Below are 22,776 nucleotides of genomic sequence, written 5' to 3' on the forward strand. Positions count from 1 at the left end.
AAAGTATACGTGATAGTCGTTACGGTATTGGGTTATTAACATGTAATCAAAATTTTAATGCTCAAAGGTTTTATGAAAACTTAAACTATATAAAGACTAATGAGATAGATTATAAGAAAAGGGGCAGTGAATTATATAATGCTTAATATTTGTAAAGCAAAACCAGAAGATAGTAAAAAAGTAGCAGAATTATTTCATAATATGTGGAGTAGCTCGGATATAAAAGATTTACAAGCAGAGTTGTTTGAAAAGATTATATCTAGCGAATCGGGAATATTTATAGCGTATAATGATAATATTTCGGTAGGTGTTGCGGAGTGTGGATTAAGAAAAGACTATGTTGAGGGTACGGACAGTACTCCAGTGGGGTATTTAGAAGGGATTTATGTGATTGAGGAGTTTCGTAACAAGAGTATAGCCAGTATGTTATGTCAATCGTGTGAAAAGTGGGCAATGGAAATGGGATGTAAAGAATTTGCTAGTGATTGTGAATTGACTAATAGAGAAAGCCTAGAATTTCACCGGGCTATAGGTTTTGATGAAGCTAATAGAATTATTTGTTTCACAAAAAAATTAATCAAATAAATTACATGCTTAAAAAATATAAATGAGGGGAAGAGATATAAATGAATAAACAAGATATACTATTTAAAAATGAAGATGGTGTGTTTAGTTACCGCATTGGGGGGATATTAATACATGGGGGAAAGGTATTGCTCCAACAATGTAATGGAGAAAAAGATTATGCAATTCCTGGTGGACATGTAAGCTTTGGTGAAACCAGTAAGGATACCATTGTTAGAGAGTTTAAAGAAGAAACAGGATTTGATGTTAATCCTGAAAGGTTATTATGGATTGGAGAGGTATTTTTTCCATGGGATACTAAACCATGCCATCAGATATGCATGTACTTTTTAGTTACTTTGTGTGATGAAACTCAAATTCAATCAGATAGTAGCTTTTTCGGAGTAGATGAATTAGAAAGGCAAAGGATTAATTTAAAGTTTTCGTGGATTCCATTAACAGATTTAAAATATATTAAATTATATCCATTAGGTACTAAGGAAAAATTAATGAATTTATCTGACAATGTAGAACATTTTGTGTACATAGAAAACTAAGAAGAAGAAAGCGGGAAAATAGGGTGTTGATTATGATAAAAGAAATTTACAGGGCTGAAGAAGTAGTGGATTTTGCATGGGAATTGAGTCACAATGATTTGTATGCTAGTTATCCAAGGAGAAATTCAATAGAGGAGATTAAAAAAGAACTTGAAAGAGCCATTAATTCAGAGAACAGGAATATAATAGCTTATTATAACCAGAATATACTATGCGGGGTTTGCATTTATTTTTGGGAATGTGATGAAAAATATGCACAAACAACAGGATTCTTAATAAGGGGAGACTATGACCAAATTGCAGATGAATTTATTAGTCATATAAGTAAACAGTTGCCGGGATATGAGCTATTTATAGGGGTTCCTTTTACTAATAAAAATGCAAATGAATATTTTATTAAAAAGAATATTGAACGAATTGAATCCAGTATTGTTGCCGCACTATATAATTTAGAGTCACGTGGAAAGGAAAGCCATAATCAGGTGGAGAGGATTACAAATAGCAATTTTGAAGAATATGCTGTGTTTCATGATAAATATGCCATCCCATTAGAAATGTACTATAATAGCAGAAATCTTGAAAAGGATATAGATTGCTTTCGTATATTTGCTTTCAGACAGGATCAAGCAATACGTGGAAGTATTTTCACAAAGACTTTCAAAGATGGGGCAGATGTTATGGGCTTATTTGTTCATAAGGAATATAAAAATAAAGGTATCGAGAGCATTTTAATTAATGAAATGCTTATGCAATTGTATAATGAATTTGGCTCACTAAGGGAAATCGTATATTTTGTTGATGAAGACTGCCAGGATGAATTGGATGTAGTATTGGCTGCAGGCTTTGAAATTAAAGAAAAGTATAGATGTTATAAATGTATACTTTAGTTAAATATGTCACAGTAGTAAAATAAAAATCTAAATTTGTCATGTTGAGATTAAAGTTTTTAAATAGAAAAAATAGTAGCTTCCAAATTGCACGCGGGGCTACTATTTTTTTGTTATTTTATTTATAGGTAACACTATAAATTTTAGTAGAATAATAAATAAGAAAAATTATCTAACCAAAATAAAAAAAATGTTACTATATATATAATGGCTCTTAATGGTTTTGAGTTTCCAGTGTTTTAAGTAAAAGGAGAAATACATGGAAGAAAAAAATAAATTAATTGATTTGATTACTCAGGATTATATTAGTATAATTTTTAGCTACGCTTTAAGGAGAACTAATATTAGGGAAGATGCGGAAGATCTTGCTCAAGACATTTTAAGTGAACTGATTTCAGCTGTGGCAAATATTAGAAATCCAAAAGCCTATAATGGATTTATTTGGGCTGTAGCTAATAACACTTATAAAAGATGGTTAAAGAAAAGAAAAAAGAATAGGGCTGGGTATCTAGAGGATTACCTTGGATTGGAAATATTTAATGTTGAAGAATATGAAAGAATAGAAGATGGGGTTATTTATAAGGAAGAATTAAATAGACTAAGGTGGGAGCTTAGTCTTCTTTCTAAAACCTATCGTGATATAGTAATACTTTATTATGTAGAGGAAAAAAGCTGCGGTGAGATAGCAAAGGAACTAGAATTAACCGTCGATAATGTAAAATATTTTCTATACAAGGCAAGAAATATTATGAAGGATGGTATAAATATGAATCGTGAACTAGGTGAAAAAAGTTATAAGCCAGCGGAGTTCTCAATTAGCTACTGGGGAGAATATTCAGCAAAATACTATAACCTTTCAAAACGTAAATTACCTGGCAATATATTGCTTACAGCTATGGCAAAGTCTATTAGTATAAGTGAAATAAGCATAGAAACAGGAGTTCCTGTGGCTTATCTGGAGGACGAAGTAAATATTTTAGAGGAGGAAGGATTTTTAAAGAATGTTAAGGCAGATAAATACCAAACATCAATAATAATATTTACAAAAAAAATGAACAAAGACGTTGATGCAGTTTTCAAAGAATACGCAAAGGAACTATCACCTAAATTGTATGAGAAATTATTGAGTAAGGAAGAAGAAATAAAAAAACTTTTTAGTGTGAAGAATGGTGGATCAATAGAAAAATTATTGTGGGATATTTTGCCTATAATGCTGTCTGCAACTATAGCAGATAGTTTACATCCGGCCTATCTTCCAGCATTGCCATTGCTAAGTAATGGGAACCATGGATGGCTCTGGGGTTCAGAAGAAACAAATAAACCTTGGGATTGGAGTGTTACAATTAAGTCAATTACGCAAAATGCTGGATTTGGAGGAAAGTATGCCGTGTTAATTGATTTTACAATACTTAATACTGAAAATCAGAAGCAGATTGGAAAGGAAGAAGTTAAGCTTTTAAGCAAGATGTTTGAAGATGGCATTGAAATTTCATCCTTGGATGAAAGAGAAAAGGAAGTAGCTGCAAGAATGATTGAAAATAATTACGCTATTAATGTAAATGGAGTATTTAAATTTAGAGGTTCAATTTTTAATCATAATCAAGGGGAAGAAGGGAAAGAAATTTTAAGGGATGTTTTTACACTGTATGATGAATGTATAAAAGTAGTAAACTCAGAGATTCTCAAGCTTATATTGTCCTCTTTGCCCAAGCATCTTCAAGAGCAAGCTGCAGATATAGCTTATGTAAAAACCATAAGCGGAATGATGAGCGCAGTTATGGAAGAAATGGTTAATAGGGGTTACTTACACGTTCCAGCTAGTTCGGATATGTATCCAATTGGATGTTACATAAGGATTTAATGGGAGATGGATAGGATGAAAGAGTGGAAGGGTAAATCAAAACTCAAGATATTTACAAGGTTATGGATATTTTTAAAGCCTTATTGGTTTTGGTTCATAGCAAGGATAACAAGTACTATTGGTAAAGCAGTTATTGATATGTTGGTTGCTTACGTTGTACTTTTGTTAGTAAATTCAGCTGTTAAAGGAGATGTTCATCAGCTATGGCAGTCAATATATTTCATGGTCGGTCTTGTTGGTGTTGGAACAATAGTGTATTTTATAGAAACTTATTCATCAGGTCGTTTTAGTTCGCAAGTAGTTAGAGATATGAGAGAAAAATTAGTGACACGGATAGAACAACTGCCAATAGCATTTTTTGAAAATCATCATTCTGGAGAATTGATTTCAAAGATGAGTAATGATGTTAATATCTTAGAAGATTTTTTGGGAGGAGGTTTTTTTAATATTATTTTTCATAGTATAAGATTTACAGGAAGTTTTATATTTGCACTCTTAATTAGTTGGAGGTTGGTCTTTTTTTGTATGGTAGTAGTACCTGTGACAATTTTTCTATCAAATATTATAAGTCGTCCCTTGGAAAATTATTATGAGACTTTATATAAAGATTTAGGTAAGGTTAATTCTATAGTTCAGGACAGTATAGGAGGAATTTATTTAATTAAATCATACAATCTTAAAGAAGTTTTATATGATAAATATAAGGTTCAGGTAGATAATAATCTAACTAATGCTCTTAAAATAGAAAAAAGAATGGCTATAAATTCATCTTTAAGTGTTGTTGTCCAGCTAATTCCATTTGCACTGTGTTTTTTATATGGTGGTTATTTTGTAGTTACAAACAAACTATCTTTGGCTGAGTTTATGGCTTTTGCTACAATGCTGTCAAATATTGTACAGTCAGCGAGTACCATACCTTCTCTAATAAGCAATTACAGGGGCAATATAGGAATTATGAAGCATCTCTTTGAAATATTGGATTATAATATGGAGCGTACTTCAGGAGATGAATACGCCATAGACAAATCGGTAGCTGCCATTGAATTTGAAGAAGTAACCTTTGCATATAAGGGTGAGAGAAAAATACTTAACAACCTTAGTTTTATAGTTGAGAATGGGAAAACAACAGCGTTGGTTGGAACTAGTGGATGTGGGAAAACTACAATATTAAAGTTAATCTGTGGTTTTTATGAAGCAGAGGGGTCAATAAAGTTATATGGTAAAAATCTTAAGGATTGGAACCTTGCCGCCGTCCGTGAGAATATTTCATTAGTATCTCAGGATCCCTATCTTTTCCCAGGGAATATAGCTGAAAATATAGGTTATGGGAGGTTAGGCGCTGATATTGAGGAAATTATTATTGCGTCAAAGGCAGCAAATGCTCATGAGTTTATTATGGAATTACCTGAAGGGTATAATACTGTCCTTGGGGAACGAGGAATTACTCTTTCTGGAGGACAAAAACAAAGAATATCAATTGCTAGAGCTATACTAAAAAATGCTAAAATTTTACTTCTTGATGAACCTACCTCAGCTTTAGATATATCATCGGAATTTAAAGTACAAAAAGCCCTTCAGGGATTAATGCAGGGGCGTACTGTATTTATTATATCTCATAGATTATCTACAATTAAGGATGCAGATAAAATTTTACTTCTTGATGAAGGATGCATTAAAGAAAGTGGGTCTCATGAGGAGCTAATAAGGGAAAGTGATTTATATAGGAAGTTAAATACGGCTCAGATTACGGTGCTTAGTAGTATGGGAATTCATTTGGAAAATATGGGGGTATAATGATATGAATATAAGGAATAAAGGAATCATGAGAGTAATTTCCTTATTAAAACCTAAGAAGTTTCCTTATATAATTGGGCTTGTTGGAAGCTGTTTAATAGATGCAAGTATTCCAATTATAAGTGCTCTTGTACTAAAAGATATAACAGATGCTGGAGTACTGAGAAATAGAAGTCTCATAGTAAGAGCATCATTACTTCTATGTTTAGTAGCTTTTGTATTTTGTGTACTTGCTCCCTTATTAAATTATTTATTTGCAGGCGCTGTAAAAAAAGTAATGGCTTATATAAGATTAAAAGTTTTTTATCATATTGAAGAAATAAGTATAGAATATTTTGATAAAAATCATAGTGGTGATATTATATCTAGGTTTATAAATGATATAGGAATTCTTGAGAATTTCTACAATGGAAATATGAGATCAATTTTATCTCTTGTTTTGACAGGAATTTATTCTGCAATAATAATGTTGATTCTAAACTTTAAAATGGCGGCAGTATTAATAATTATAGGGGTAATAACAGCTTATGTGAATAAAAGGTATGCCAAGGTGTTAAGAACTATAAGTAACAGATTACGGCAAAATAACAGTAATATGCTTCAGTGTATTACAGATTTACTTGCGGGGTTTAGAGAAGTTAAGATGTTTAATATTGGAGAAGTTATTGCTAAAAAATATTATGAAGCCAATAAAAAAACAGCAGACTTATCTATAAAGTGGTTTAAAAAATATGCGTTTTTGGATGTTTCTAATTTTATATTAATGTGGATTAGCAATGGCATTACCTTTATAGCTGGAACAATTCTAGTGTTCAATGGAATAGGAACTGTTGGTAGTTTGTTGGCCATGGTTTTGATGGTGGGAAATATAACAAACCTTTTTAGGCAGTTGGGTAATGAAGTGTCTAGGATGCAAATATCTTTGGCGGGCGCTATTCGTGTTCTAGAAATAATGGATTTACCAAAAGAATCAAAGTGTTATAGTTTTGGAGATAGAAGTTTATCAGAAGACAAAATGATTGAAATGAAAGACGTGACATTTAGCTACAAAGAAAATGAAACTGTGGTTAATGGGCTTAATATAGAAGTAGAGAAGGGAAAACTAGTAGCATTGGTAGGACCAAGCGGAGGAGGAAAGAGTACTATAATAAAACTACTGTTAGGCTTGTATCCTATAGAAAGTGGTAGCATTATTATTGATGGTAAACATATAGGAGAATATACCTTAGAAGAACTACGAAGTTTAATTGCCTATGTTCCGCAGGAGTCATATTTATTTGAAGGAACAATAGAAGAAAATATAAGATATGGACGTATGGAGGCAACATATGATGAAATTGTGCAAGCTTCTAAGCTTGCTAATGCGCATGATTTTATATTAAAACAATCAAATGGATATCAATCATTAGTAGGTGAGCGTGGTGGGAAACTATCTGGAGGACAAAAACAAAGGATTGCTATAGCAAGGGCTTTTCTAAAAAACTCTCCTATACTTCTTTTAGATGAGGCAACATCTGCATTGGATAGTGAGTCAGAGCAACTTATACAAGAAGCACTAAATACTCTAGTGCAAGGGAAAACAACTATTGCTGTAGCACATAGGCTTTCTACAATTAAAGATGCAGATATTATATATGTAATAGATAAGGGAAAAGTCGTAGAACAGGGATGCCATAAAAATCTACCAAGGCATAAATAATGTTTTAGGGTATTGATTATAATAAATTTTGAATTTAAAATAATATCATATTAAGAATAAACCTTATCATCTAGTAGTAAATGATAAGGTTTATTGCATTTTAATATAATATTTTAATGAAAAACGTAATCGTTTTAGTAAAAATGATTATGTTTATGATAAAATGATAATAATAAAGTATAATATAAATAAGGGAGAATATATAATGATTTCTTTTTAAAATAATAAATTGGACAATTTAGCATTACCCATGAATATAGTGAGAATGTTAACTACTATAAATGAATATAAGGGAAAACAAGATTTATATAAAAGGCAGAGGTTGATTTTTTAATAAAGGATAAGAATGGGTAGATAATACCCGTGAAAAATTCGTTTGAGGGGGAAAAATATGTTTTTAAATGGTAAAAAGAAAGTAAACAAGGTGTTGTCAGCTATTGTATGTTTTTTGTTTATAATCACAATTGTGCCTGTAACTGCTTTGGCTGAGGAAGGGAAGGTTTATTCAGGGTTCAAATTAATTAAGGAAGAGCCCATTGAACATGGGGAATTAATAGTAAAGACTTTTCAACATGAGAAAAGTGGTGCAAGGCTTACGTATTTTCAAAATAATGATGAAAATAAGGCATTTTCTATTGGTTTTAGAACACTGCCTCATGACAATACAGGGGTCAATCACATTATAGAACACTCTTTATTTGGTGGTTCTGAGAAGTTTCCTGTAAAGGATCTTTTATCACGGCTGCCTTCATCTCTTCGTTGTTTATATATGAACGCATTAACGTATAATGATGCAACGATATATCCTGTAGCTAGCAAATATGATAAGGACTTCAGAGCTCTTATGGATGTCTATATGGATATGGTTTTTAATCCTAATATGCTTAAAGACGAAAATATATTTAGAAGAGAAGGCTGGCGATATGAGCTTAACTCAAGAGATGATGAGTTAAAAATAAATGGCATTGTTTACAACGAGATGAAAGGACATTATTCACAAGGTGATGGTGCTTATATACAACGTGAAGCCTACAAATCCCTTTTTCCAGATACTATATACAAAAATGAAAGCGGAGGGTATCCTGATAACATTCCCGAATTATCCTATGAGCAACTAAAGGAAACATATAGGAAATATTATACTCCTTCCAATGCCAATATAGTTTTGTACGGTAAGATGAATATAGCAGAAATCCTTGAATTCATAGATAGTAACTATTTAAGTAAGTTTAATAAGGAAAATGTAGATTCAAAAATAGATCTTCAGAAACCTTTTGGCAACATGGTGGAATATGATACCGAGTACAGTATAGCAAAAGGTGCTTCCACAGAAAATAAAAGTATAATGATGATGAACTATGTTGTAGACACTATAAAAGATAGGAAGTCATTCTTTACTTTAAAAGCTTTGCAGTCAATTTTATACGAACCACTGGATAAGGCATTAAAGGACAAGGGATTTAATGGTGAATTAAATATACAAATATATGAAACTATGCAGCCTGTGTTTAGTATTGTCCTTAAAAATATAGATGCCAGTGAGAAGAAAAATTATCAGGAGCTTATAAAAGATACTTTAAAAAAAATAGTTAATGAAGGAATAGGTAAAGAAACCTTAGACAACTACTTTCAGGAGCCAAAAGAACCCACAGAGGATGAGGATTCAGGGGATGTTTTATGGGACTATAGTTGGGTGAAATACTATATACAGGCTCAGTTGTATTTAAACTATGACCTAAATTGCGTTGAGTACTTCGAACCAAAAGATATCATGGAAAGCATAGATCACAGTGTAAAAACAGGAGAGAAATATTTTGAAAAATATATACAGGAGAAAATTTTAGACAACAATCATTGCTCACTGATTATGATGAATCCTAAACCAGGTCTTGATGAAAAAAATAGTCAAGCGCTTAAGAGAAAGCTTGCGAAATATAAGTCAAGCCTTACTTCGGAGGAAGTTGATAATCTCGTAGCCAAAACTCATGAGTTTAAAAAGTGGAATGATACTCCTATGACCCAAGAACAAATTGCTACTATACCCACGGCGGATATAAATGATAATAAGGTGGATTTCAAAAAACAAGAAAGAAACGAAAAGATTATAGATGGTGTAAAGCTACTGTACTACCCTTGTGAAAAAGAGCAAGATATAAATATGAACGTTTATTTTAATACAAATAATGTTCCACAGGATAAGTTAAATTGTTTAAGATTATATCTATCTTTAATCGGCAAGACAAATTTACAAAATCATTCAAAAGAGGAATTTGATAAGTTATGCGAGGATGAAAATTTCTTTTTTAGCGCCACAGAGAATGTTATTCAGCTTGTGTCATCTAATGGGGATTTTATACCTACAATAATGTTAAGTGGTCTATTTAAATGCGACAAGGCAGATACAGCTATTTCAGCAATGGAAGAAATGATGTTAGGTATAGATTACAACGATACTGAAAACATAAAACAGGCAATAAATGATGACATTGCATCTACGGGACAGTATATAAAGTTTCTGAATACGGGTAATGTCTTATCTATGCAGTCTGTCTTATCAAGTTTTCTAGATGTAAGTAGATACAATGGATTGGAAAGTAAAACTCAATATATGGAATTCTTAAAGAATTTATCTGAGAATTTCTCGGAAAAATGGCCTTCTATAGTTAAGGAAATAAAGGATATAGAAAATAAAGTATTCAATAAAGACAATGTCATTATGAGTTTAACCTGTGAGGAAAAAGAGGTCGGAACCATTGAAGAGAATTTGAAATCATTTGTGGTCAAATTGGGTAATAATCCCTTTATAAAGGAAAAATATGAAATGCCATTAAGTGATAAAAATATAGCATATATAGATCATAATAAAAATATGTCTGTTATAAAGGGTGGAAACTTCAATAAATATGGTTACAAATTCACAGGTAGCACTATGGTTGCCAATACTATATTGAAGGAGTACTTGCTTAACACAGTAAGAGTAAAAGGTGGTGCATATGTGGCTGATTGTTCTGTCAGTGAATACGGTACAGTGCTAATGCTCTCATCCAATGATCCACATATAAAAGAAACCCTGGATTTTTACGATGGTGCCGCTAGATATTTTAAAAATTTTAATATCTCTCAAGTAGATTTAAATAGGTACATTGCCATAACTGTAGAAAACGTGGATAGTCAGTTAGCAGTATTTAATATATTATCACCTTTTGAGAGGGATAATAGGTATATTGCAAACATGGATGATAATTACCTTGAAAAAATCAGGAATGAAATTATTAAAACCACACCTGATGATATAAGAGAGTTTGGAGCAGTGTTGGAGAAAATCCTTGCTGAAGATAATTATTCTGTTTCTGGAAATAAGGAAATAATAATGAAAAACAAGGAGCTGTTCGATAAAATAGTAGACTTAAGTGGTGTAGGAGAAGTTCCTCCTGAAGATATGATAAAAGAATTACAAAAAAAGATGATGAGGGTAGATGGAAAGGATAGATATGAAACATCGGCCAGCATATCCAGCGAGATATGGCAACAGGCTGATACAGCAATTTTATGCTATGGGGAAAATTATGCAGATGCAATTTCTTCAGTATCTCTTTCAAAAAAATATGATGCACCTATACTTTTTACACAAACTAAAAATCTAAATGATTCAACTAAGGAAGCATTACAATATCTAAAGGTTAAAGACGTAATTATCATTGGTGGTGAGGGCGTAATATCTAAAGATGTGGAAAAAACCATAGTTAACATGGGCATAACTACGAAAAGAATATTTGGCAAGGACAGGTATGAAACTTCCTTGAAGATTGCTGAGGAATTAGGTGAAGTAGATGGAATTGTTCTTACCACTGGAAAGGAGTTTGTCCCAGGAATTTCTTTTGCTTCATACGCTGCTAACAACAACATGGCTATATTGTTTGTGGATAATGACAATATGAGCAAAAATATGGTAGCTTATATTAAATCTCAAAACTTAGCTGAAGTGTACTATGCTGGCAATGAACAAGCTATAGGAAAGAAGATAAGGAGTACAATATCAAGTGGGAAAAGTTTCTACAATGAAAATATCTACAGACAAAATATAGAAATACTAAATAACTTTAAAGATTACATGGACTATAAAAATGTATTTATCGTTACTGGAGATGATTTTGCCCATGCTTTGTGTGGGGTGGCTATAGCAGCAAAATTAAATGCACCTGTTGTGTTTATCAATACCAATGTTGAAAATTCAACTAAGGAATATCTAAAAAGTGTATTCTCTAATACTGGCCATTTTATGTTAATAGGATCATACGATAATATTAGCGATGAGGTATTGGAAGGGTATTTTAATTAAGACTAAAAAATATGATTGATCATTAGAAAAATAACAAAATTGTTCAAATGGATTATTGGGAAAATGATTTGAATTTGAATAACTATCTAAAAATAGGTGATAATTATTCAGATATTGTATCTAAGTTAAGTCTTGATAGTACTGAATTTGACAAGGAAGATATAAAGCAAAAACTCACCTATTTCTTTGATGATACTGTATATGATAATTATAATAGAATTGAATCCATAAGTACAAAAGATAAGGACAAACTTCCTGTTACTATGGTATTGCTTTTTAATGATAATATTTTAAATCGAATAAGTTATGTATATATGACCGCAGATTAAAATTATAGTCTAACATTTATTTTTGTTAAAAAACTGTCGCACTAATTATTTAGTGCGACAGTCCTAGATTTTAATTCGACTCTTCCTTAAAAACAAATTCAGTACCCTTCTTTATGAATTTTTCTAAATGACTACCTTCCTGAAAAATCAATTTATCGCCTGAAATAGTGAATACATGTAGTATACCTTCCTCATCTTCAAAAGATAATTTATCACCATCAATTTTATAGTCACCGAATAGTATATAACTAGAAAGTAAATGAGGATAAAATATTATCTTATTGTCTCTTATTGTAATGGCCGGTGGAGATGGGATATCCTTTTGACTATCAGATATAAGTGCATAATAGAAACCATTTTTTTTTAAGGAATCATTTTTAATTGGTTCAAGATCCATATCAGGGTCTAAAACAAAATCAAAAACCTTTTCTTCTTTATAATCTTTTCTTACACCATCTTTGGTAGTTACAAATCCCTCATACCTAAGAACTGTTTTACCATCTCGTATTTCTCCGAATGCTTTTACATCTGTAGGGGCAATATAATTTTCACTCAACATAAGATCTGTTACAATTTTATCATCCCAATCACCTAATTCACGCAGGTTTTTCGATATACTTTTGGCTGAAGGGATATTATGGTGTTCAATGATTAATACTGTAAGAGGTTGAATATGATAGTCTTCTTTGCCACCACTACCAGCCCCAATTCTAATATCAGGATTATAAGAACAGTAGAGATAATATAGTCCAGCAGATAGTATGAAGACTACGAAAACACCGCAGAGTAAAACTAATTTTTTCTTTTTAGACATTTTAGATTCCTCTTTTATAATTTATTTTTACTAACATCATCTTAGGCATTTTAAAGACAATGTTCAATAGAATAATTTCAAAAAAATCTATAATAAAATCTTTAAATGGTAAAATTATTGTCTATTAACATTATATAATTAAAATTAACAATATTCAACTATACATAATATTTTTAATAAATAAAATTATCTTATAGGATATTTTTCTTGGAAGTATTAGGCTCAGGATAGTGGTATAATAAAATTGACAAGGGGATTGTAATTAACAATGTTATATTAGGAGGTGACCTGCAATGAAAATAGATAGATTATTGGGTTTATTAAATATATTAGCTAATAGAGAACGGGTTACCATACGAGAACTTGCCCAGCGGTTCGAGGTGTCCAAGCGTACCATTTCTCGCGATATAGATACTTTAAATAAAGCAGGGATACCCATAGTAACTTATTCAGGTATGGGTGGAGGCGTGTCCGTAGTTGAAGGATATAAATATAAGGATAGTGTTTTATCTAGAAGTGATGTGGTAAATCTTTTTACGGCACTTTCTGGTTTCATGAGCATTAACAAAGATAGTGAGCTAATTAATCTAATGGCAAAGTTAGTTCCAGAAGAGGTGGAGACTATATTTTCAAAAAGTGACTATTTGATAGATTTATCTTCATGGTTTAAAAATAGTATTGTTCAGGAAAAACTAATGGATTTTCATGAAGCCATAAAAACTCAGAAACAGATTTCCTTAGAGTATGTTTCTAATAAATCAAGAAAAGTTAGAGCTGTTCAACCTTATAAACTTATTTTTAAGCAATCATATTGGTACTTATATGGTTTTTGCGAGGACAGTGAGGGATTTCGATTATTTAAGATTAACAGGATTGTCTCCTATATAATTTCAGACAAAACTTTTCAAGGTAGATCCATTGAAGAGTTTAAATTAAATGATAATTTTATATCTAATAATTTTAAAGGGGAACATGCAAAAAATTTATATGATGTCACATTGCGATACCAAAAGGCAAATGAGTTTTTATTAACAGATAAAATTGATGCAAAATTCTTTCACAGAGATAAGGAAGAAGAGATTGGGCACATTGTATTTCAGATTAGTGATTTAGAATTTGTTGTGGATTTGGTTATAAGTATGCAAGATAAGGTAAAAGTAATATGCCCTCTGCAATTAAAAGATAAGGTGAAATTGAAAATAAAAAAGATGAATGAGATTTACAAAGATGACATATAGGTGTCATGTTTTCTTAGATATAATATTAGAGAAAGGATGTGATTAATAATGAGTTTTGATTTTAAGAAGGAGTATAAAGCATTTTATATACCAAAGAATAAGCCAGAAATAGTAAAGATACCAAAAATGAATTATATTGCGGTGCATGGACAAGGTAATCCAAATGAAAAAGGTGGTGCTTATCAGCAAGCAATAAGTATTTTATATGCCATTGCATATAACTTGAAAATGAGCTATAAAACTGATTACAAAATAGAGGGATTTTTTCAATATGTTGTTCCACCACTTGAGGGATTTTGGTGGCAAGATGATATTAATGGAATTGATTATGGAAATAAATCTTCGTTTCAATGGATTTCAGTTATTAGAATGCCAGATTTTGTTGTGAAGAAAGATTTTGATTGGGCTGTAGAAACAGCAGAGAAAAAGAAAGGTTTAGATTGTTCTTTGACAGAATTTTTCACTTTGGATGAAGGTATATGCGTTCAGATTATGCATCATGGCTCATTTGATGATGAGCCTAAAACTATAGAAATTATGGACAGGTATATTAAGGAGCTGGGATATATGAATGACATGGATAAAAATCGTATGCATCATGAAATATATTTGAGTGATCCAAGAAAAACATCAATAGAAAAGATGCGTACGGTGATACGACATCCAATAAAGTTGGTATAAGTATATATTGAGGGGGATGGGGACATGAATTTGCTGGATCATAGAATAATCGATATAGATGGTGACATTGACGAAACAATGGCGGTAACTGTTATAAAAAAGATCTTTAATTTGTATGAGGAAAATCAGAGAGCGATAATATATCTATTGATAAATAGCAATGGCGGAGAAATTTCTTCAGCTATGTCAATTTACGATGTAATGAACCATATAGATTGTGAATTTGCCACCATAGCATTGGGGAAAACTTCCGGTATAGCAACACTATTATTAGCTACGGGTAGCAAGGGAAAACGATATGCTTTTAATAATAGTACAATAAGAATGAATTTTAATTTGACATCTAATGAATATGGAGTAAATATGATTTTGGAAGATAAGTCAGCAAAAAAAATAAATGTAGTTTTAAACAAAATAATGGCATGTTATAGTAAATCCACTGGTTTGGATAAAGAAAAAGTAGAGTTATTATCTAAAATGGACAATATATTAAGTCATGAAAATCTAGCTGATATTAATTTGGTTGATGAAATAATACCTTTTAATGTGCAACATAGATTACAGAATAGCTTTAAATGTATAAATAAAATTAACAACAAAGGCTATTATAAGAAGATTATAAAGCATTTACAAAAGGCTAGTATAATATAAATTTGGGGGTATATAAATTATGGCAAGCGATTACTACAAACCATGTAAAGAATTAGATGAATGTGAGGAGTTAATCAATAAGTACTATTTGACCGCACAGTATGATAAATGTTTTGAGGGACATTTAAAGTTGGCTGAGAAGGGGTATCCACTAGCTGAGTGCCAAATTGGATATTTCTATCTTGAGGGGCTTGGTGTTGAGAAGGATATAGAGAAAGCTTTTTATTGGACAGAACGGGCTGCAGAGCATGGTGACAGGGATTCACAATACAATCTTGCGGAGATATTTTATGAGGAAGGTCTTTTTGTAGAAAGGGATATGGAAAAGGCCAAAGAATGGTATAGATTAGCTGCAAATGATGGGCATGCAGATGCTAAAAAGAAATATGAATTATTATATGAAAAATAATTAGGTAAAGGACTGGAGGGGGAAAATGGGGCAATCATGGAGTGGTGTTAGAAGAAGGTTGGAACAGGAACTGCTTGCGGAGTCTTTGAGGGGAAGAGTTCGATATTTTATGACAAAATATCCTGCTGCAAATGATGATGAAGCGAGATTTTCTATCCTTATTGATAACAAGGAAATGTTCAATTCAAATGTATTTACATTTTGGCCAATGTACATTCAATCAAGTGAAGCAGCTAAGAAGGAACTTAATACACCTGAAAGACAATGGAATGGAAAGCATATGGAGTTTGATTCAGAAAATAAAGAAGTAGAGCAAACCGTAGAGGATGAGCTTTTGTACAAGGGTATATTTCCGGTATATGCTTTTACAAATGCTTTAAGAGAATATTTTAATCAGGGTATTGAAAAAAGTATTTGTTCAGAGAATCCATTGATACGCATCTTAGCTGTATTGGACAGGCGAGTGGGAAAGAGAACGATAGAAAGAGTTAGTAAGAATTTCAGCGCAGAATTGGAATGGGTTCAGCCATTTTATAAATTGAGGCTGGAGGCTGAGAATGTTGAATATGAAAAATAATAAGTATGATAAATGCATAAAACAGTGGGTATGTGATGGTGCTCGCTGTATTAAAGAAATCGTAAAGTTAAGGGGAGGAAGGGTAAGATGAATTTAGGGGAAGAGCTAGCTATAATTATGGGTATACCAATAATTATAGTAATAGAAATGTGTAAATATATTAAATCTAAAAGGTCTAAGAAAAAATTTTGGAATTTTCGAGAATGTGGCATAATTTTATTGCAGCTATACATAATAGCATTAATTACGGTTATATTGTTGCCATTTCGTATGGGTGGAATAACTCACATTACAGTTAATTTAGTACCAGTTTTCAATACTATAAGTGATATTTATGGTGACATATCGCAGTCTACAATACCATGGTTTATGGTGAAATTTTGGGCAGTTAATATCGTGGGCAATTTATTGATATTATCACCACTAGCTACCTTAGTCCCACTAGTGTTCAAGAAATATAGAAGTATTAAGGCGACTGTTATACTATGCTTATCTGTCTCGGTGACCATCGAAGTGCTCCAATATGTGTTCATGTACTTTGGAAACATACGGTCCGCAGATATTGACGATGTAATTTTGAATACTTTGGGAGCATTCATAGGGTATGCTGTGTTTGAATTAATTCATCATAAACAGATGAAGGCGAGAATTTGTTGTTATGGAGGTGATTAGGTTTAAGCATGGGAAATCAATATTACACATTGAATGAAGTTGCTCTAATTACGGGCTTTACTACTAGGACATTGCGAACTTATATAAAGGATGGGCTTCTAAAGGGCATCAAGGTAAAAAATAAATGGCTGTTTACAGAGGAAAATCTTAATGAGTTTTTCTCTCAGAGTTTCATTGCAGAGGGTCTTAAGATAAAAGATAATGTCATAGTAAAGGATTTTGTAGAAAATATTAAAAAGAATGCTCCGGAGGCTTGTTTTATATATGATCTGCCTGGAGAGCATTCAGAAATTCTTGATTTATGCACTAAACTTACCCACCTTCTAAAAGAAAATAACATTAGCAATTTTAGGTTTCGCTTTCACTATGACGATAAAGCTCATATGGGTAGGTTTATCTTTACTGGTGACTTGTCCAAAACTAAGGCTGTTATGGATATGATTTACGGCTCCTTGTAAATTTCAGTTATCATATGGTTTTCGATTTTTGCAAGATAATCTCCATATAGAATTTTAGGTTCGGCATCTTTGTACATTATAAAGTATTCAGAGTAGATATAACCATCTAAGAACCTAGCAGAATATACATTAACACCTAAGAGTTCAAAGTTTCCCTTTATTACTTCATTACAATGGGAGGTGATGAGCTCTATTTTCTTGCGAAAATTTCTTTGATCTTCCTGGTAAAATTTCTTTATCTCAGGAGAAACCTTTATAGATATATTTTTACAAGCAGTGTCTTCTATCAATTTGCTATAAAATATTTCCGAGGCAATTCCTACAGTGAGATCTAGTGACAGGCTGTTTTCCATACAAAGATTTAGAAAAAGAGCACCTGTATCATAGCAAATAATTCTCATGGGTATGAGATTCCCCAAATTAGAAATATTGTCCAACATACCATGCAAACGCTGTAAATATTTTTCTTCGTTAAACATTTTTAGGGCTTGTAGTTCCACATAGGTGGCCGATCCTTCAATGGCTTCTACAGAATTTTCATAATTATATTCATATGTGTAATTACATTGCCTAAACTTTCGGTATTGCAGAAATGATTTTAGCTTTTCAGTGTTGAATTCCACAGTGAGTTCTGCCAAAAGTAAATTTTCTTCGTATTTTATTTGCAAGTAATCTGGTGAATATTTATATTGCCACAATGCTTCTATTTCATTTGGGAACCGTGATTCATGCATTTCCATCTGGTATGCGTGGAACATTTCATGAATTATTTTGCTAGCTAACACATACTTGTCTATCTCCGTAGTTAGTCTCCATATAGCAATATATTTACCATCATATAAAATTGAGGTATTGCCCAAAAAGTCATCTGTTTTTGGCACAAGTTGTCCATCTAAGATAACTATATCATCATTATATAGGGCAAAGTCAAATCTCTTAAAACCTGGCCATAAATCTGAAAAATTCACATTTTCAATGGTGTTCCGCACTTGCTTATATATTCTTTTTAAATCAATCATGACTTTAACACTTCCTTTGGATTATCTCTTGTTATCATGGTATCATGCTTTCATCGCCATAAACAATTTGAAAAACAGGGAGTTTTTCATAGTGCAGATTATCACTGAGACAAGTTAGGATTAGTAATTTGGATGAAAAATGGTTTGGAAAATTAATAGGAAAACTGAATATATGGCAACAATAAGGGCATAATGGTATATAATGAATTAGAACGTAAGTTTAAAATCATTGACTTCAATGTCTATAAGTGGTAAACTAAGAATATAATTAATAGAGGTTGCGAAGCCTACCAAAATCGTATTACCAAGAGGTTGCGAAGCCTATCAAAATCGTCTTAATAGAGGTTGCGAAGCCTGCCAAAATCGTCTTAATAGAGAGTTGAAAAAGAGTAATCTTCTTCAACTTTTTTTCGTAGAGGAGATAGACATGAAGTGGTATACAGTTGAAGAAAATTTTCTAAATTGGTTAAGGAGTTATGAATGTAGGATACCTAACACTGACTATGGACAAGATAAACTAAAGCCTTTTTTTGGCGCTTTATTCGAAACAGATACCCTTGTTTATATTTCACAAGTATCTCATGCTAAACAAAGACATAATAACATAAAAGAAAATATGGATTTCATTAAATTATATGATGATAAAAAATTATTAGCAGTTGTAAATCTAAATTATATGTTTCCAGTACTTAAAAGCAAGTTAGTAGAGATTAAGTATAATAACATCAAAAATTTAAGAACTTTTAAAAATGAAAAAGAATGTAGTAATTATATAGTTTTATTAAAAAAAGAGATGAAAGAGCTTAACAAAAAAGATATTGGTGAAAAAGCAAAAAAACTATACGACTTGAAAAATAACTATCCCGATAATGATATTTCAAAGAGATGTTTTGATTTTAAAGGCATGGAAAGAAAATGCCAGAATTATGTTCAAGAAAAAGAGTAGATTTTATTAGAATTCTATAGGATTACTTCGTCTTAAAAAAGGAGCTATGGCACTAATTATTAAGCGCTACAACTCCTTTTCTATAAAATTACTATATCAACATTAGCAAAGGTGTAAATTTACATAAGCTATTCAGAATCTGTGAGACCATAAGGACTCTTGTCCAATAAGGTCAGTGCTAAAGTCAATTCCTCTGTGTGTTCTTTTTCATCATATATGATTCTTGAAATTATATCTATGAGATAGTTGTCCGATGTGTTTTCAAGAAAATGCTGGTATAGCAAAATAGCCTCAAGCTCACCTTTAATAGCCTCTCGTATAGAAATAAGTAAATTTTCATTTTTATCTTTGGCTGTCCATAGGTCTTTGTACTTGCCCATATCTTTATTTGAAATATTAACGTGGTCTTGTACTTCGTCTTTCAGCTCATCTTCTTCCTTGTCGTACTTTCGTAAAGCGGTTAAAAACATTCCATAATGGATTTTTTCTTCGTCCATGATATGATAGAAGATATCTTTCACTTCCCTGTTGTTAGTAAGGCTTATAAAATTGCTATAATCATTTATGGCCACAATTTCTGCTATCATTCCTTCACGCAAAAATCCCGTTTTATCCTTGGTTATTCCCTGGGGATGTCTTTCCGTTGTATAACTCATAATAGCTCCTAAAAATTAATATATAAACAGTATATTAAACTTATGGCATTTGTGTACCTTATACTTTCCTATTCACTGGATTTTAAAGCGTCTATCATGTTTATTTTTTGCAGTTTTATGTGCATTATTACCATGACTATTATGGAGAAGATCACAGTTAGCAGGGCTGATAACAAATAGCTCATAGTGGAGACCTGTGGGTACATCATAAGACCGTCGGTTTCAGAGGTATAGATTATGAAGGAGTGCAGCATTTTCCCAAGCACTGATCCAGCAAGTATGCCTAGCAAGGTTAGCATTATATTCTCACGCAGGATATACATAGTCACTTCATTATGGTAGAACCCTAGAACCTTTATGGTGGAGAGTTCTCGTATGCGCTCTGACACATTTATGTTATTCAAATTGTATAACACGGCAAAGGCTAGGCAACCCGCCGATATTATTATTACCATGATGACCAGGTTCATATTGGCAGTGGAATCCTCTGTGGTCTTTTGAATTTTAGACATCAATGCCACATTCAATACATTTTTGCAGTTCAAAAGTTTGGACGAGATATCATCTTCCTTATCTGCCTTATCCATGTCCATGTTCAGCAGTTGTGTATTATAAACAGGCTTCTTTTTAAATACACTTTCGTAATAGGCTGGGGACATGTATATATAGTGTTTAAGGTAATTCTCTGTTATTTTGTCTATTTTAATTTTATAGGACACGTTATTGTCAGTGGTCATGGTTACAGTTTGCCCTTCAGAGGCACCTAAAAGTTTAGCTAATTTCTCGGTTATAATGACACCATCATCAGTTAAGCTGTACTTATTATTGGACTTTCTATGACGCAGAATTATGAAGTCTTGAAGTTTATCAGGATTTTCAGGAACATATAAAGTGGCCTCTTGGTTGTTCATGGCTTTCTTGCTAAATATCACTGCTTCCTGATGGAAATTCATATTGTTTTCATAGCCTGAAAGCTTATTAACCGTATTAATATAGGCATCTTTTGCTTCCTTTGGGGCTTTCTCGTCCAATATCACCATGGCTTCATATCTCCAAAGATTTTCAAACTGCCTTTCCACCACACCTTGGTTGGAATCTTTGATGCCAAAGCCTGTAACAAGTATAGCCATGCAGCCCGAAATACCTAAGATGGTCATTATCATACGCTGTTTATATCGGAATATATTTCTAAAGGTAACTTTGTAATTGAAACTGAATCTTTTCCATAGAGGTGTTATTCTCTCTAAAAGTATCTTTTTGCCAAGCTTGGGAGCTTTAACTTTCATCAAATCTGCAGGCTTATTCCTAAGTTCCATGATTATAACGAACAAACTAGCACCTACAGTGCACAATATGGATATTGCCATGGACTGAATTATAAATGAGGGGTAATAGAATATTTTTAAGGTTGGCAGAGTATATAAGCTACTATAAGCATTGCTAATAATTATTGGAATCACATTGCAACCTAAAGCAATTCCAAGTATGCCACCTGAAATGCTAGCTAGGGAAGCGTATACTATGTACTTCTTTGAGATCTTGTAATTTCCATAACCCAAAGCTTTCAAAGTGCCGATTTCCACCCTGTTTTCTTCTACCATTCTCGTCATAGTAGTTAAACATATCATCACTGCCAATGCAAAAAACAACATAGGCAACACTGAGGCAATCTTGTCTAAGCTATTAATGGCATCTTTGTATCCTAAATATCCAGGGTTATCCTTCCTGTCAAAAACATGATATTTAACACCATTATTGTTTTGACTTGCATACAGCTCTTCCAAGTACTTGGTGTTTTCATCCATGAGATTCTCGTATTCTTTGCTGTATCCATCCATGCCCTGAACGTTTTTAAATCTTACATAGAGTTCAGTGTAGACTGGCATAGAAATGTCCGAAGAATTTAACACTGCGAAGTAATCCACACTGCCTTTCCCCACGGGAGTAATGCCTCTGGAATTTCTCTCAATATACATGGGATTTCGCACTATTCCCACAATCTTAAATTTTGATTTCTTAAAACTTTTTAATGTGTTTTCGCCCGTTTCCATGGCGAACTCTTGCCCTATTTTTAAATCCTTGTTAATTTTCATGGCTTCTTCATCCAATGCGATCTCGCCACTTCTTTCTGGTAATCTACCATTTACAAGGATAAAACTGTTTATATTATTTTTGTTTTCGGTGTCAAACTCCATAAAACGCACCACGTTGCTCATGTTTGTCAAGTTTACATCCACACTATGGGTGGCATAATGGTCTAATATTTTATCATTGTTTTTAAGTAGGTCTATCCTAAATTCCACGTGCATTTTTTATTAGCTTAAAAGAACACTATTTCACGAAGAATTTAAACTGATACTCCCACATTGTAACATTATTTACCACCACCTTTCAATCTTTTTCAATAAATTATTGATTGCAACTTTGGAGTAAAGATACTTATTAAACCCTGCAAGTTATCCACAGAGCAACACTCGATTTTCAAGATGATATCTTTATTATACCAGACATTTTTCATACACTTCCTTGTACGGATAGTTTTCTGACAAATTCATAATTACAGTTCTTGCGGTTTTAATGATTTTGGCTGCAAGAAATACATACTTCAAACGAAAGGTCTTTATT

General features: G+C 32.2%; 20 protein-coding genes. 16 read left to right on the forward strand and 4 right to left on the reverse strand.

The features are described 5' to 3' along the window. The first annotated feature begins 138 nt into the window (after positions 1 to 138). From aac(6') to BUA73_RS05880, 8 genes are all read left to right on the forward strand, one after another. A complete protein-coding gene (gene aac(6'), locus BUA73_RS05845) occupies positions 139 to 585 on the forward strand; it encodes an aminoglycoside 6'-N-acetyltransferase (RefSeq protein WP_072903207.1) in 447 nt (148 codons plus the stop codon). Positions 586 to 626: 41 nt separating this feature from the next. Further along, entirely contained in the window at positions 627 to 1,121 is a 495-nt protein-coding gene (locus BUA73_RS05850; protein WP_072903208.1) for an NUDIX hydrolase, read from the forward strand. 32 nt (positions 1,122 to 1,153) lie between these two features. Then, on the forward strand, positions 1,154 to 2,008 hold the full coding sequence (locus BUA73_RS05855) for a hypothetical protein (RefSeq protein ID WP_072903209.1): 855 nt from the start codon (positions 1,154 to 1,156) through the stop codon (positions 2,006 to 2,008). 259 nt (positions 2,009 to 2,267) lie between these two features. Continuing rightward, a complete protein-coding gene (locus BUA73_RS05860) occupies positions 2,268 to 3,869 on the forward strand; it encodes an RNA polymerase sigma factor (protein WP_072903210.1) in 1,602 nt (533 codons plus the stop codon). Positions 3,870 to 3,884: 15 nt separating this feature from the next. After that, positions 3,885 to 5,663: an ABC transporter ATP-binding protein gene (locus tag BUA73_RS05865; protein ID WP_072903211.1), complete on the forward strand. Its 1,779-nt coding sequence runs from the start codon at positions 3,885 to 3,887 to the stop codon at positions 5,661 to 5,663. A gap of 4 nt (positions 5,664 to 5,667) precedes the next feature. Next, on the forward strand, positions 5,668 to 7,362 hold the full coding sequence (locus BUA73_RS05870; protein WP_072903212.1) for an ABC transporter ATP-binding protein: 1,695 nt from the start codon (positions 5,668 to 5,670) through the stop codon (positions 7,360 to 7,362). Between the two features lie 391 nt (positions 7,363 to 7,753). Beyond that, positions 7,754 to 11,701 carry a cell wall-binding repeat-containing protein gene (locus BUA73_RS05875; protein ID WP_072903213.1) on the forward strand — a complete coding sequence of 1,316 codons (3,948 nt, stop codon included), beginning with the start codon at positions 7,754 to 7,756 and terminating at the stop codon, positions 11,699 to 11,701. A gap of 68 nt (positions 11,702 to 11,769) precedes the next feature. Then, entirely contained in the window at positions 11,770 to 12,030 is a 261-nt protein-coding gene (locus tag BUA73_RS05880; RefSeq protein WP_072903214.1) for a hypothetical protein, read from the forward strand. 70 nt (positions 12,031 to 12,100) lie between these two features. Here BUA73_RS05880 and BUA73_RS05885 read toward each other — a convergent pair whose 3' ends face one another. Beyond that, on the reverse strand, positions 12,101 to 12,844 hold the full coding sequence (locus BUA73_RS05885) for a hypothetical protein (protein ID WP_072903215.1): 744 nt from the start codon (positions 12,842 to 12,844) through the stop codon (positions 12,101 to 12,103). Positions 12,845 to 13,137: 293 nt separating this feature from the next. Here BUA73_RS05885 and BUA73_RS05890 point away from each other — a divergent pair, with 293 nt between their 5' ends. From BUA73_RS05890 to BUA73_RS05920, 7 genes are all read left to right on the forward strand, one after another. Beyond that, positions 13,138 to 14,082 (forward strand): helix-turn-helix transcriptional regulator, encoded by a 945-nt coding sequence (locus BUA73_RS05890; protein WP_072903216.1) that lies wholly within the window; start codon positions 13,138 to 13,140, stop codon positions 14,080 to 14,082. A gap of 48 nt (positions 14,083 to 14,130) precedes the next feature. After that, the gene (locus tag BUA73_RS05895) at positions 14,131 to 14,763 is read left to right on the forward strand and encodes a GyrI-like domain-containing protein (RefSeq protein WP_072903217.1); all 633 of its coding nucleotides are present in this window, start codon (positions 14,131 to 14,133) and stop codon (positions 14,761 to 14,763) included. A 24-nt stretch (positions 14,764 to 14,787) separates the two neighbouring features. Then, entirely contained in the window at positions 14,788 to 15,414 is a 627-nt protein-coding gene (locus BUA73_RS05900; RefSeq protein WP_072903218.1) for an ATP-dependent Clp protease proteolytic subunit, read from the forward strand. A gap of 19 nt (positions 15,415 to 15,433) precedes the next feature. Then, positions 15,434 to 15,823 carry a tetratricopeptide repeat protein gene (locus BUA73_RS05905; RefSeq protein ID WP_072903219.1) on the forward strand — a complete coding sequence of 130 codons (390 nt, stop codon included), beginning with the start codon at positions 15,434 to 15,436 and terminating at the stop codon, positions 15,821 to 15,823. A gap of 25 nt (positions 15,824 to 15,848) precedes the next feature. Further along, positions 15,849 to 16,400 carry an SF0329 family protein gene (locus BUA73_RS05910; protein ID WP_072903220.1) on the forward strand — a complete coding sequence of 184 codons (552 nt, stop codon included), beginning with the start codon at positions 15,849 to 15,851 and terminating at the stop codon, positions 16,398 to 16,400. Between the two features lie 87 nt (positions 16,401 to 16,487). Continuing rightward, complete coding sequence (locus tag BUA73_RS05915) at positions 16,488 to 17,072, forward strand: VanZ family protein (RefSeq protein ID WP_072903221.1); 585 nt, start codon at positions 16,488 to 16,490, stop codon at positions 17,070 to 17,072. An 8-nt stretch (positions 17,073 to 17,080) separates the two neighbouring features. After that, positions 17,081 to 17,530 (forward strand): helix-turn-helix domain-containing protein, encoded by a 450-nt coding sequence (locus BUA73_RS05920; protein ID WP_072903222.1) that lies wholly within the window; start codon positions 17,081 to 17,083, stop codon positions 17,528 to 17,530. Here BUA73_RS05920 and BUA73_RS05925 read toward each other — a convergent pair. Then, a complete protein-coding gene (locus BUA73_RS05925) occupies positions 17,515 to 18,549 on the reverse strand; it encodes a hypothetical protein (protein ID WP_072903223.1) in 1,035 nt (344 codons plus the stop codon). The two genes, BUA73_RS05920 and BUA73_RS05925, sit on opposite strands and share 16 nt — an antisense overlap. A gap of 427 nt (positions 18,550 to 18,976) precedes the next feature. On the opposite strand from BUA73_RS05925, the gene BUA73_RS05930 reads away from it, so the two are divergent. Continuing rightward, positions 18,977 to 19,495 carry a type III toxin-antitoxin system ToxN/AbiQ family toxin gene (locus BUA73_RS05930; RefSeq protein WP_072903224.1) on the forward strand — a complete coding sequence of 173 codons (519 nt, stop codon included), beginning with the start codon at positions 18,977 to 18,979 and terminating at the stop codon, positions 19,493 to 19,495. Positions 19,496 to 19,623: 128 nt separating this feature from the next. Here the strand turns inward: BUA73_RS05930 and BUA73_RS05935 are convergent, their stop codons facing one another. Then, the gene (locus BUA73_RS05935) at positions 19,624 to 20,151 is read right to left on the reverse strand and encodes a ferritin family protein (RefSeq protein ID WP_072903225.1); all 528 of its coding nucleotides are present in this window, start codon (positions 20,149 to 20,151) and stop codon (positions 19,624 to 19,626) included. A 68-nt stretch (positions 20,152 to 20,219) separates the two neighbouring features. Beyond that, positions 20,220 to 22,460: an ABC transporter permease gene (locus BUA73_RS05940; RefSeq protein WP_084672095.1), complete on the reverse strand. Its 2,241-nt coding sequence runs from the start codon at positions 22,458 to 22,460 to the stop codon at positions 20,220 to 20,222. Between the last annotated feature and the right edge of the window lie 316 nt (positions 22,461 to 22,776).

Origin of the sequence: Hathewaya proteolytica DSM 3090, assembly GCF_900142225.1 — a bacterium.
Classification (GTDB): domain Bacteria; phylum Bacillota; class Clostridia; order Clostridiales; family Clostridiaceae; genus Hathewaya; species Hathewaya proteolytica.